Below are 11,799 nucleotides of genomic sequence, written 5' to 3'. Positions count from 1 at the left end.
GCATCTGCGGCGTCGCCGCGGCGGTCGCCAACGCCGTCCACAACGCCACCGGCGTCCGGGTCCGCGAATACCCCATCACCCTCGACAAGCTCATCCACCGCATGCCCGACGTGGCTTGAGGCGAACCACCGGAAGGCGTCGTCATGCGTCCCAGGATCGTCTGCCACATGGGCAGCTCCATCGACGGCCGGCTCCACCCCAGCCGCTGGACCCCAGCGGCGGCGGGAATCCAGGGCGGGCTGGTCCACCGTCACTATGAGGAGACCGCCGCCCGCCTCGATGCGCAGGGCTGGATCGTCGGACGCACGACCATGGCGGAGATCGCCAAGGGCGTGCTGCGAACGCCGGCCTGCGTTCCTGGGGACCTGCGGGGAACGCATGTCGGCGCGCGGAAGGGGCGGGATCTGGCCGTCGCCATCGATCCGCACGGCAAGGTCCATTACGGCCGGGACGACGTGGGCGGAGACCATGTCGTGGCGGTCCTGGGCGAGGATGTGCCGGACGCCTACCTCGCCGAGCTTCGCGAGGACGGCGTCTCCTATCTCTTCGCGGGGCGCGACGGACGCGACCTCGCCGGCGCGATGGCGACCCTGGGCGCGACCTTCGGCGTGGAGACCCTCCTGCTCGAGGGCGGCGGCATCATCAACGGCGCCTTCCTCAAGGCGGGGTTGATCGACGAGGTCAGCCTGCTCGTTTCGCCGGCCGTCGACGGCCTCGCTGGGGTGCCGACGATCTTCGAGTACCATGGAGAGCCGAATGAACGGCCCGCGGCGGGCAAGGCTCTGCGCCATTTCCACACCGAGACCCTGGAGGGAGGCACCGTCTGGCTTCGCTACCGGGTCGAGGACGCCGAACCGGCGACCGGCTGAGCCCGCATTGGTTGCCGATCGGGTCATGCACGACATGAAAGAGGCCGCCCTGTCGCCAGGGCGGCCTCTTTCATGCGCCGGGTCCGACCGATGCCGAGCCCGGGTCCCGAAATCGGGGCCCGGTGTCCGGCATCATCCGCCGTGGCGGAGGACGATCCTAGTAGGAGCCGAACTTGTAGTTCAGGCCGGCGCGGATGACGGCGAACTCGGTGCCGTTGCTGCGGTTCGTGAAGCCGGGCTGGCGGTAGACGACGCCGTTGGTGTCGAAGGCGTAGATGCCGGCGTTGCGGTTGTTGTTCTCGAGGTTCACGTACAGGCCTTCGACCTTGAGCGTGACGGCCGAGGACTTGAAGAAGTTCAGGAAGGAGTCGGTGGGGAGGGCGTATTCGACACCGCCGAACGAACGCTCGTTGCTGCCGGCGCCGTAGGCGAAGCCGCCGGTGCCGTAGAACAGGACCTTGTCGAAGGCGTAACCGATGCGGCCGCGCACGGTACCGAAGTAGTCGAGGCTGGCGGTGCCGCGGGGATCGACGAAGGTGACGTTGCCGTCGATCGGGGCGAAGCCGGGGGTCAGGACGAAGTTGGTCCGGTTACGGCCGAAGTCGACGTACTGGGCGTCGGCCTCGATACCGACCACCAGGCCCGAGCCCGGGGTGAACTGGTAGTTGTAGCCGACCTGGCCACCGCCGGTGAAGCCTTCGTTGGAGCTGTTGGAGAAGGCGATCTGCGACGGGCCGGCGGCGAAGCCGGTGAGGTTGCCGCTGCGAACGAGGTTCGGGAACACGTTGTCGTAGACGTTGCGGTCCTGGTTGCCGGCGTCGAAGCCGTAGCCGGCGTTGATACCGAAGTAGAAGCCCGTCCAGGTGAAGACGGGGACCGGAACGAAGACCGGCGGCGCGGCGCGGCGCGGAAGGTCGGCGGCCGAAGCGACGGTGGTCAGCGCGGTGAAGGCGGCGAGCGAGGTGAGAAGCTTTTTCATCGGTTGTCCCCAGAAACGAAGTCCGTTCGAAGGGAAGCTAATCGATCCGGGCTTGCTAAGCTGTAGCGCCGAGGACACACGACTGGCGGACGTGAAGTTGCGACGTCTTTCGCCCTGTGCCGGGACGAGTCTTCAGGTCGGCGGCGTGCCGTTGGCCTCCAGTACGGCGCCTGCGAGATACAGCGATCCGCAGATCAGGATGCGCGGCGGCTTCTCGAACGCGGTGTCGGCCAGCCCTTCGAGAGCCGCCTCGACGCCCGACGCGATCGTGACGTTGAGGCCGACGTCGGTGGCGATGCGTGCGATCTCCTCGGCCGGGCGGGCCGCCATCTGCCCGGCGATCGGCACGGCCACGAGGCCGCGCGCCAGCCCGACGAAGTTGCGCAGGAAGCCCTCCGCGTCCTTGGTGCCGAGCAGGCCCGCGATGATCACGAGGGGCACGTCGCTGCGCTCGCCGAGATCCGCCATCGCCGCGGCCAGGATGCGGCCCCCGTCGACGTTGTGGCCGCCGTCGAGCCAGAGCTCGGCGCCCGCAGGAGCGAGGTCTGCGAGACGGCCGCGGTTGAGGCGCTGCAGGCGGCCGGGCCATTCGACGTTGCGCAGGCCCGCCTCCACCGCCTCGACGCCGATGTCGCCGAAGCCCGCGGCGCGAAGGGCCGCGATCGCGGTGGCGGCGTTGGTGAACTGGTGGCGCCCCGACAGGCGTGGCTGGGGCAGGTCGAACAGGTCGGTCTCGTCCTGGTAGACGAGGCGGCCGTTCTCCTCGTGGACGGAGAAGTCCTGGTTGCCGACCCACACCGGCGTCGCCCCGACCGCGTCCGCATGGCGGCACAAGACCGCGTCCGCCTCGGCGTAATCCTGCGCGGCGATCACCGCCGGGCAGCCGCGCTTGAAGATGCCGGCCTTCTCGGTGGCCACGGCCTCGACGGTGTCGCCGAGGTATTCGGCGTGATCGCGCCCGATCGGCGTCACCACCGCGCAGGCGGGCTTGTCGATGACGTTGGTGGCGTCGACCCTGCCGCCGAGGCCGACTTCGAGGAGCAGCACGTCGGCCGGCGCCTCCGAGAACAGCAGCAGCGCCGCGGCCGTGGTGATCTCGAACACCGTGATCGGTTCCCCGGCGTTCACGGCCTCGCAGCGCGCCAGCGCCTCGGCCAGGCGCTCCTCGGGCACGAAATGGCCGCCGCCGATGGCGCCGATGCGGATGCGCTCGTGGAACCGCACGAGGTGGGGCGAGGTGTAGACGTGCGCGGCCAGGCCCGCCGCCTCGAGGATCGCCCGCATGAAGGCGATGGTCGATCCCTTGCCGTTGGTGCCGGCCACGTGGATCACCGGCGGCAGCCGCCGCTCGGGATGGTCGAGGCGCGCCAGGAGCCGTTCGATCCGCCCCAGGGACAGGTCGATGGTGCGCGGATGCAGGGCGAGGAAGCGCGCCATGAGCGCGTCGGAGGAATCCATGGCGGAGGAATCCATAGGAAGCCGCTTGCGTCGTCGGGGTCAGGCCGGTTCGGCCACGGAAGGCTGTTGCGGGGCGGGCCGGGGCGGACCGGCGTCGGCACGCTGGTCCATCAGCAAGCCGCACAGGCGCACCACGGTCTCCTTGAGGGCGTGGCGATGGACGACCTGGTCCACCATGCCGCGGGCCAGGAGGTACTCCGAGCGCTGGAAGCCGTCGGGCAGCTTCTCGCGGATCGTCTGCTCGATCACGCGGGGGCCGGCAAAGCAGATCAGGGCCCCCGGCTCGGCGAGGTGGACGTCGCCCAGCATCGCGAAGGAGGCGGTGACGCCGCCCGTGGTCGGGTTCGTCAGCACCACCACGTAGGGCAGCTTGGCGGCATTGAGCCGGCGGATCGCCACGGTGGTGCGGGGCATCTGCATCAGCGAAAGGATGCCCTCCTGCATGCGCGCGCCGCCCGAGGCCGAGAACAGGACGAAGGGGGTGCGCTTGTCGAGGGCCGTCTCGGCCCCGCGGATGAAGGCCTCGCCGGCGGCCATGCCGAGGGAGCCGGCCATGAAGGCGAAATCCTGGACCGCCAGGGTCATGGGCAGACCGCCGACCCGGCCGAACCCGATCTTGAACGCGTCGGTCATGCCGGTCTTGGCGCGCGCCTCCCGCAGCCGGTCGACGTAGCGTTTCTCGTCGCGGAACCGGAGCGGATCGGCCGCCACCTCGGGCAGGGGCACGTCGATCCAGGTGCCCTCGTCGAACATCATCTTGAGGCGCGCCTGGGCGCTCATCTTCAGGTGATGCTCGGAGCCGGGGATGACCCACAGGTTCCCCTCGACCTCCTTGTGGAAGACCATCTGGCCGGTGTCCGGACATTTGATCCAGAGGTTCTCGGGCGTCTCGCGCTTGAACAGCGTCTTGATCCTGGGCCGGACGACCTCAGAGATCCAGTTCATCGGTTCCACCATCATCCAGACGCCGTTCCTCTCAACGCGACTTCGGTGCGCGCGACCCGTCGTTCAAGGCTCGGGTCGACGAAGGGCCCGTTCGCAGGTTGCCGGCGGGGCTCAGGCCCGGGTGCCGGCCGCCTCCCGGATGCCGGCGGCCAAATCGCGCACGAGGCCGCTCACTGCATCCACGGTGCCGGACCCGGCCGCACCCTGCGCGTCGAGCGAGCGATGCAGCGCGTCCACCAGCGCCGAACCGACCACGACGCCGTCCGCCCCCCTGGCGATCGCGGCCGCATCGGCCCCCGTCCTGACGCCGAAGCCCACCACGATGGGCAGGTCGGTGTGAAGGCGGATGCGCGACACCGCCTCGGCCACCCGGCCGAAGTCCGGGGTCGCGGTCCCGGTGATGCCGGTGATCGACACGTAGTAGACGAAACCGGCGGTGTTCGCGAGGACCGCCGGCAGGCGCCGCGCGTCGGTGGTGGGCGTGGCGAGGCGGATGAAGGCCAGGCCCTTGGCCAGCGCCGGCAGGCACAGCTCGTCGTCCTCCTCCGGCGGCAAGTCGACCACGATGAGGCCGTCGATGCCCGCCGCCACCGCATCGTCGAGGAAGCGGTCGACGCCGTAGGCGTGGATCGGGTTGTAGTAGCCCATCAGGATCACCGGCGTGCCCGCATTCCCGGCCCGGAACCGGCGCACGAGGTCGAGGGTCGCCACCACGCCCTGGCCGCCCTTGAGGGCGCGCAGGGCGGCGGCCTGGATCGCGGGGCCGTCGGCCATCGGGTCGGTGAAGGGAAGCCCGAACTCGACGATGTCGGCGCCCGCACCCGGCAGGGCCTCGAGGATCCGCAGGGAGGTCTCCGCATCGGGGTCGCCGGCCATGACGTAGGTGACGAGGGCGGCCCGCCCCTCCGCCCGGCACCGGGCGAAGGTGGCATCGATGCGGGTCGTGGGCGAAGTCGTCTCGGTCATGGCGTCACGTCTCGGAATGCGTCTGGCGGTCGGTGTCCGCGCGGAAGGCTGCCGGCCGGCCCGGGGACATCCCGGTCGGGGACATCCCGTCGGGAGCGGGCTCGCGGGCGCCGGGCCCGTCTTCGATCGCTCGCGCTACACCATCGCGACCGGCCCGTGAAGCGGCGCCCGACCCGGCCGGCGATCCGGGCGCCGGGCGGTAAAGGCGTCCTTCACGCTTCTTCGCCACCATCGCCCGCGGCAGCGGCGACGCCGGGGGAGGCGAGATGGTCTGGATCGAGGTCGTCGCCTGCCTGCTGGCGGGGCTCACGGGGGCGGCCGCCGTCGCGGCCGTCGGGCGCCGCCGGTCCGCCGCCGCCGGGGAGGTCTCGGAGATCGAGCATCTCGAGGATCGGATCTGGCAGCTCTCGGAGAGCGAGGAACGCTACCGGGCGCTGGTCGAGGCGACCACCGACGTCGTCGTGCAGCGCGACGCGCAGGGGCGCATCACCTTCGCCAGCGACGGCTTCGCGCGGCTCCTGGGGCGGGCGCCGATCGACCTCGTCGGCTCCACGACCATCCTGCCGGTGGTGGCGCAGGGACCGACCGAGGACCGCGCCGACGGCGTGCGCCGGATCGAGGTGCAGGTGAGGCCGGTCTCAGGGCCGGCGCGGTGGTTCTCCTTCATCGAGATGCCTGTGAGCGACGCGCAGGGCCAGGTGCAATGGCTGCGCGCCGGGTCCGACGTCACCGCCCGCGTCGAGGCGGCCCGTTCCCTGGACGAGGCCCTGAGCCGGGCCGAGGCCGCCAGCGTCGCCAAGTCGCGTTTCCTCGCCACGGTCAGCCACGAGTTCCGCACGCCGCTGAACGGGATCCTCGGGATGGCCGACCTCGTGCTCGACACCGGCCTCGATGCCGAGCAGCGCACCTACGTCGAGGCCGTGCGCACCTCCGGCAAGGCCCTGCTCTCGCTCATCGACGGCATCCTCGACTTCTCGCGCATCGAGGCCGGCCGGCTCGACCTGGCCGCGGAGCCCTTCGACCTCTGTGCCCTGGCCGAGGGCGTGGTCGAGCTCCTCGCCCCGCGGGCGCAGGACAAGGGCATCGAGATCGCCCTCGACCTCGCCGACGACCTGCCCGCCACGGTGGTGGGCGATGCCGACCGGGTGCGCCAGATCCTCACCAACCTCGCCGGCAACGCCGTCAAGTTCACGGCCCAGGGCGGTGTCGGCGTCGAGATCGCGACGTCGCCGGAGGGGGTGGTGCTGCGCGTCCGTGATACCGGGTCGGGCATCCCGCAGGACCGCATTCCGGCCCTGTTCGAGGAGTTCGAGCAGGAGGACAGCAGCGCCAGCCGGCGCCACGAGGGCACCGGCCTCGGTCTCGCCATCACCCGGCGCCTCGTCGACCTCATGGAAGGGCGCATCGCGGCGACCTCGATCCTCGGCAGCGGCAGCACCTTCGAGGTCGTCCTGCCCCTGGCCCCGGGCGACGGCGCCCCCGCCGTCCCGGTATCGTTGGCGGGCCGTCACGTCCTGATCGTGGCCGGCTCGCCGTTCCAGGGGCCGTTCCTGGCACGCTGTCTGTCCCGGTCGGGTGCCGCGGCCGTGATCGTGCCGACTCCCGAGGAGGCCATCGCCGCCCTCGACGGCACGGCGTTCGATGCGGTGATCGCCGACCGTGCCCTGGGCGACGTGGCGGTGCGCGCGGTGGCGCTCGAGGCCCGCCGCAGGGGCGTGCGTTGCAGCCTCATCCTCCTGTCGCCGTTCGACCGGCGCGAGTTCGGCGCTCCGGGGGCCGCCGGCTTCGACGGCTATCTCGTCAAACCGGTGCGGGCGCGCTCCCTGTTCGATCGCCTGCTCGCGCCCCGCGTTCCGGCTCCTTCGTCCTCCCCCGCCGCCCTGCCGGTCCGGTCGCCCGCGACCCGGCGCCTGCGCGTGCTCCTGGCCGAGGACAACCCGATCAACGCGCTCCTGGCGACCCGCGCCCTGGAAAAGCTCGGCGCCCGCGTCGTCCTCGCCCGCGACGGCTGGGAGGCCCTGTCCCTCCTGGAGAGCCCCGCCAACCCGGAAGTCCCCCAAGGAGAGGATCGTTTCGACCTCGCCCTGATCGACATCCGCATGCCCGGCCTCGACGGGCTCGAGACCGCCCGCCGCATCCGGGCCCGGGAGGCCGCGACCGGAGGGCCGCGCCTGCACGTGGTCGCCCTGACCGCCAACGCCGGCCTCGCCGACGAACGCGACGCCCGCGATGCGGGCTTCGACGGGTTCCTGGCAAAGCCGCTCGACCTGCGCGCGCTGCCGAGGGTGCTGGAGGGCCGCGCCGTGGCGTGAGGCCATGCCGAAAGCGTCCCGAAGCCCATGTCCCCCGAGCCCATGTCCCCCAAACCCATGTCCCCGAACCCCATGCCCGAGGACACGGGTCGCGCGTTGACAGATCCGGACAGCCGCGCGAACACCGCGCCACGGAATCTGGGACGTCATGGGATCTGAGAACGCCTCCGCCTCACCGGCACGCGACGGCATGATCGCGCTGGCCATCGCCGCGGTCGTCCTGGCGAGCGTGCTGCTGTCGCAGCTCGCTCCGGCCGCCACGCGGCCGCATGCGGTCTCCCCGGCCACGGACGAGAGCTGCGCGGAATGGGGCGACGGCTGCCGCGTCTGCCAGCGCGGCGCGGAGGGCGTGGCCTGCTCGATGCCGGGCATCGCCTGCGTCACCGGTCAGACGGCCTGCCTGCGCCGGGTCGGCGGCTGACGAAACGCCGCCTCCGGCACGCCGACGACCGGGCGGGGAGGGCCGGGACGCTGCTCTTGCTCAGTTCTCTTGGTCGCGGCGGGTGGCGAAATCCCTCCGCCCGTGCCATATCGGAGGAATGAGCGATACAATGACCAACACCCATCCGTACTCCCTGGAGATCCAGCCCCCCGCCAACCCGGGTGGCGTCTACCAGTGGTTGATCCGCAAGAACGGCAAGCTGGTGCAGCGGTCCGACCGCAGCCAGCCGACCGAGGCCAAGGCCCGTGAGAACGGTCTCTCGCAGATCGAGAAGCTGCTCTCGGGCGCCGGGGACCGCTGAAGCGTTTGGAACTCGGCCGGCGCTCTGCCGGCCGGGTTTCGCAGAGGGTGACGTGTTCTGCCGCTGATCGAGCGTGACCACACCCGTCTTCCGGTTCGCGCCAAGCCCCAACGGGCGCCTTCATCTCGGTCATGCCCATTCGGCGTGCCTCAATGACGACTTGGCCGCTCGAATGGGTGGCCGCCTCCTGCTGAGGATCGAAGACCTCGATCCCGTGCGCTCGCGCCCCGACCTGATCGCCGCCATCGAGGCGGATCTCATTTGGCTCGGGCTGCGCTTCGAGCGCCCTGTCCTGCATCAATCGTCCCGTATCGACGTGTATCGCGACGTCATCGCCTCCCTGGCGGAGCGTGGCCTCGCCTATCCGTGCTTCTGCTCGCGCGCGACGATGTCGGCGGCCGTCGAGACCCTGGAAGCGCGTACCGGTCGGCCCTGGCCGCGTGATCCCGACGGCGTCCCCCACTATCCCGGTTCCTGCCGCGATCTGACGAACGCGGAGATCGCCGTGCGCCGCAGTGCCGGGGCGCTTCCGCTCTGGCGCCTGCACGGTGAGCGCGCCCGCGCCGCCGCTCCAGGCCCGCATCGCTGGACGACGTTCGACGCCTTCGGCGACACCGGCTGTCGCATCGCAGAACCGCACCGCTGGGGCGATGTCGTGATCGGCCGCCGCGACGTGCCGGCTAGCTATCACCTGGCGGTGGTGATCGACGACGATGCCCAGGCGGTCACCCATGTGGTGCGGGGAGCCGATCTGCTCGCCGCCACCGACATCCACGTCCTGCTCCAGGCCCTCCTCGGATTGGACCGTCCCCGCTATCACCACCACGCCCTCGTGCGCGACGGGAAGGGCGACAAGCTCGCCAAGTCGAAGGGATCGGAATCGCTGGCCGATCTCAGGGCGGCCGGCTGGACGGCCTGCGACGTGCGCGCCCAAGTCGGATTCGGCTGATACGGTTACCGCCCGAATCGAGTGGGAACCGTATCGGCGAGCCCGGACGGCGCCTGAGCGAAGCCCATGTTCGCACCACGCCGTGATCGACCGACATGGGATGAGGTGGGGTCAGCGCATCGGGTCGCGCTGGGCCACCGCCGTACCGTTGCGGCCCTTCAGCATCACGCCGTCGATCTGCTCGCGCTGGCGCCGGAACTCGGCCAGCAGGCGCCCGTCGAGCTCGCGCCCGCGCGGCACGCGGATCTTCATCGGATCCACGAAATGGCCGTTGATGATGACCTCGTAGTGCAGGTGCGCGCCGGTGGAGAGACCGGTGGAGCCCACGTATCCGATCACCTGGCCCTGGCGGACCTTGGCCCCGGCCGAGACGCCGCGGGCGAAGCGCGACATGTGGTTGTAGGTGGTGACATAGCCATTGATGTGCTGGACCTCGACCCGGCGCCCGTAGCCGGAATCCCATTCCGCCTTGATGACCGTGCCGTTGCCGGCCGCCACGATGGGCGTGCCGATCGGGTTGGACCAATCCACGCCCGTGTGCATCTTGGCGTAGCCGAGGACGGGGTGGCGCCGGTAGCCGTAGCCCGAGCGCATGATGCCGTCGGCGATGGGCTTGCGGATGAGGAACTTCTTGAGCGATCGGCCCTGGTCGTCGAGGTAGTCGATCGTCCCGTCGTCCGGCGACTGGAACCGGTAGACCCGGCGCGCCTCGCCGTTGAGGGTGAGGGCGGCATAGAGCAGGTCCGGCCGCTCGGCCGCGGCCGGGCCGGCCTCCTCGTCGTAGCCGTAGAAGACGTCGAGGGCGTCGCCCGACGAGATGCGGCGCTGGAAGTCGACGTCGTAGCCGAAGATCCGCACGAGGTCCTCCACCGCGCTGCGCGGCAACTCGTGCCGGGCGGCGGTCTCGTAGAGGCTCTGGTAGAGACGCGGGCCGGAACCGCCGTCCTCCTCCTCGCCCTCTGCCTCCACGGCGGCCGGGCCCTTGCGCGCCGGCGCGTCCTGGGTGGGTGGCGCCACCGAGACGAAGACGCCGCGGTCGGTCATCGCCGCGATCGCCTCGACGCCGTTCTCGCCGTAGAGGATGACCCGTGTGATCTGTCGCGGATCGCCGGGCTTGGGGCCCGGTGCGACCTGCAGCCGGAACTGCTGGCCCTCGGGCAGGTCTCCCGTGCGGGCCTTGCCCCCCAACGCAGACAGGATGGCGCGCACCTGCGCGTCCGTGGCGCTGCCGGTGGCCTTGAGGACCGAGTCGAGGGTTTCGCCGCGTTTGATCGCGAGATCGCGCTCGTCGACCAGGGGGTGGTCGCCGCTGCGGATCTCGGTCTTGGCGAGCCGGGTGACGTTCTCGGGCACCACGAGGACGTCGATCGACTTGAAGGGGCTCGCCTCGCCCTGCGACCGGGTGGCGGCGTCGAAGTCCGGGCCGGGCCCGGCCTGCTGCAGGGTGCGCGACAGCATCATCTGCGGCGCCAGGGGGATGGTGGCGCGCCGGCCGGCCTCGTCGGCGAGGCGCTTTTCCTCGGCGACCTGTGCGGTGACGTCGTCGTCGGTGAGCGCCGGTGCGCCGGGCTCCACGGTGAGGCCCACGAGATCGCGCTTGATCACGGAGACCTCGGCGCCCGGACTGTCGGCGACGGTGGGGTCCGCCGCGCGCTCGGCCGGCTCGTCGGAGATGAACTTCATCGGATCGAAGCGCGGCACCTCGGGCGCGAACACACCGGTGGTCATGGAGAGCGCACTGGTGATCCGCATGAACGGCCGGACCTTGATGATCTCCCGGTCCGCCAGACGGACCGTCACCGGCGTGCGGAAGGTCTGCTTGGCCGAGGCGATCATCAGGTTGCGCACCAGGCGGTCGCCCTTGCGCGAGAGGTTGATGCCGGCCTCGTCGGTGGATTGGCGGACCACCACGGGGACGCGCTCAGGGATCGCCGCAAAGGAGACGTCTCCCTGGAGGGAGACGAAGATCGCGCCGCCGATGAGGCCCGCGCCCGTGAAGCCGGTGAGAGCGCTGGCGCAGAGCCAGCGCAGGTTGACCTCGCGGCGATCGATCCGGGTGGCATCGGAACCGAGCCGGGCCAGGGGCGGATCGATGCCCCGATCGTCCCGGACGGTCTCGCGTTCCGCGTAACCCTGATCCTGCTTCGCGATCTTGAGGCGCCCACGCGTCACGCAGAAGTCCTTGGTGTCGTGGCCAGGCACCCCGAGCGGGCTTGGACCGACCAAGCATGTCGTGAGGCAGGATGTCGAGAATGAGGCGCCGCTGCTGTGGGTGACGTTCTGGACCGTGACGCATTTGCCAGTGACGTATTTGCCAATGAAAGGGACCGGCCGATCCGCCGAACCGTGACGGCATCGTTCCCTGCCGGACAGCCTATGTCCCTACTCTGGCGATCCGCCTGTGACGGAACGGGTAGGGAAGAAGGGTGCGTCGAACGCCGTGGGACGTCTCGGAACGACACCGTTCACCGATCCTGCGGTGGGCCTGTCATTTTTCTGTTGTGTCGGTGTTGACGTGTGAGGGTTGGTCGGTCATAAGGCTGTCCATCGGCGGCGGCGCCGGGGTGCGGTTTCGCTT

General features: G+C 70.6%; 10 protein-coding genes. 5 read left to right on the top strand and 5 right to left on the bottom strand.

Annotated elements, in window-relative coordinates; all coding sequences use genetic code 11:
• Positions 1-167 precede the first annotated feature (167 nt).
• A complete protein-coding gene (locus ASF39_RS11115; protein WP_056283850.1) occupies positions 168-869 on the top strand; it encodes a dihydrofolate reductase family protein in 702 nt (233 codons plus the stop codon).
• Positions 870-1,026: 157 nt separating this feature from the next.
• On the opposite strand, the gene ASF39_RS11110 is transcribed toward ASF39_RS11115, so the two are convergent.
• The 4 genes from ASF39_RS11110 to trpA all read right to left on the bottom strand — a co-directional run bounded on the left by ASF39_RS11110 (position 1,027) and on the right by trpA (position 5,217).
• Positions 1,027-1,848, bottom strand: a complete 822-nt coding sequence (locus ASF39_RS11110) for a hypothetical protein (protein ID WP_056283847.1) — start codon at positions 1,846-1,848, stop codon at positions 1,027-1,029.
• A gap of 132 nt (positions 1,849-1,980) precedes the next feature.
• The gene (locus ASF39_RS11105; protein WP_055885315.1) at positions 1,981-3,306 is read right to left on the bottom strand and encodes a folylpolyglutamate synthase/dihydrofolate synthase family protein; all 1,326 of its coding nucleotides are present in this window, start codon (positions 3,304-3,306) and stop codon (positions 1,981-1,983) included.
• 39 nt (positions 3,307-3,345) lie between these two features.
• A complete protein-coding gene (gene accD / locus ASF39_RS11100) occupies positions 3,346-4,263 on the bottom strand; it encodes an acetyl-CoA carboxylase, carboxyltransferase subunit beta (RefSeq protein WP_056283856.1) in 918 nt (305 codons plus the stop codon).
• A 99-nt stretch (positions 4,264-4,362) separates the two neighbouring features.
• Positions 4,363-5,217, bottom strand: a complete 855-nt coding sequence (trpA, locus tag ASF39_RS11095; RefSeq protein ID WP_056283845.1) for a tryptophan synthase subunit alpha — start codon at positions 5,215-5,217, stop codon at positions 4,363-4,365.
• 266 nt (positions 5,218-5,483) lie between these two features.
• Between trpA and ASF39_RS11090 the strand changes: the two genes are divergently transcribed.
• The 4 genes from ASF39_RS11090 to gluQRS all read left to right on the top strand — a co-directional run bounded on the left by ASF39_RS11090 (position 5,484) and on the right by gluQRS (position 9,221).
• On the top strand, positions 5,484-7,529 hold the full coding sequence (locus ASF39_RS11090) for an ATP-binding protein (protein ID WP_056283842.1): 2,046 nt from the start codon (positions 5,484-5,486) through the stop codon (positions 7,527-7,529).
• A 148-nt stretch (positions 7,530-7,677) separates the two neighbouring features.
• Entirely contained in the window at positions 7,678-7,950 is a 273-nt protein-coding gene (locus ASF39_RS11085) for a hypothetical protein (RefSeq protein ID WP_056283839.1), read from the top strand.
• A gap of 130 nt (positions 7,951-8,080) precedes the next feature.
• On the top strand, positions 8,081-8,272 hold the full coding sequence (locus tag ASF39_RS11080; RefSeq protein ID WP_055885294.1) for a hypothetical protein: 192 nt from the start codon (positions 8,081-8,083) through the stop codon (positions 8,270-8,272).
• A 73-nt stretch (positions 8,273-8,345) separates the two neighbouring features.
• The gene (gluQRS, locus tag ASF39_RS11075; protein ID WP_056283836.1) at positions 8,346-9,221 is read left to right on the top strand and encodes a tRNA glutamyl-Q(34) synthetase GluQRS; all 876 of its coding nucleotides are present in this window, start codon (positions 8,346-8,348) and stop codon (positions 9,219-9,221) included.
• Positions 9,222-9,332: 111 nt separating this feature from the next.
• On the opposite strand, the gene ASF39_RS11070 is transcribed toward gluQRS, so the two are convergent.
• Positions 9,333-11,315 (bottom strand): M23 family metallopeptidase, encoded by a 1,983-nt coding sequence (locus tag ASF39_RS11070; RefSeq protein ID WP_244472371.1) that lies wholly within the window; start codon positions 11,313-11,315, stop codon positions 9,333-9,335.
• Positions 11,316-11,799 lie beyond the last annotated feature (484 nt).

The sequence above is a fragment of the Methylobacterium sp. Leaf108 genome, from assembly GCF_001423265.1.
Taxonomy (GTDB): domain Bacteria; phylum Pseudomonadota; class Alphaproteobacteria; order Rhizobiales; family Beijerinckiaceae; genus Methylobacterium.
The sequence above is the reverse complement of the archived record's forward strand: the minus strand, read 5'-3'. Positions and strand labels throughout refer to the sequence as shown.

Excerpts from the sequence above, each read along its gene's own strand:
- ASF39_RS11080 (WP_055885294.1), top strand. The coding sequence starts at position 8,081 with ATGACCAACACCCATCCGTACTCCCTGGAGATCCAGCCCCCCGCCAAC.
- ASF39_RS11115 (WP_056283850.1), top strand. The coding sequence starts at position 168 with ATGGGCAGCTCCATCGACGGCCGGCTCCACCCCAGCCGCTGGACCCCA.
- ASF39_RS11090 (WP_056283842.1), top strand. The coding sequence starts at position 5,484 with ATGGTCTGGATCGAGGTCGTCGCCTGCCTGCTGGCGGGGCTCACGGGG.
- ASF39_RS11085 (WP_056283839.1), top strand. The coding sequence starts at position 7,678 with ATGGGATCTGAGAACGCCTCCGCCTCACCGGCACGCGACGGCATGATC.
- ASF39_RS11110 (WP_056283847.1), bottom strand. The coding sequence starts at position 1,848 with ATGAAAAAGCTTCTCACCTCGCTCGCCGCCTTCACCGCGCTGACCACC.
- ASF39_RS11105 (WP_055885315.1), bottom strand. The coding sequence starts at position 3,306 with ATGGATTCCTCCGACGCGCTCATGGCGCGCTTCCTCGCCCTGCATCCG.
- trpA (WP_056283845.1), bottom strand. The coding sequence starts at position 5,217 with ATGACCGAGACGACTTCGCCCACGACCCGCATCGATGCCACCTTCGCC.
- accD (WP_056283856.1), bottom strand. The coding sequence starts at position 4,263 with ATGGTGGAACCGATGAACTGGATCTCTGAGGTCGTCCGGCCCAGGATC.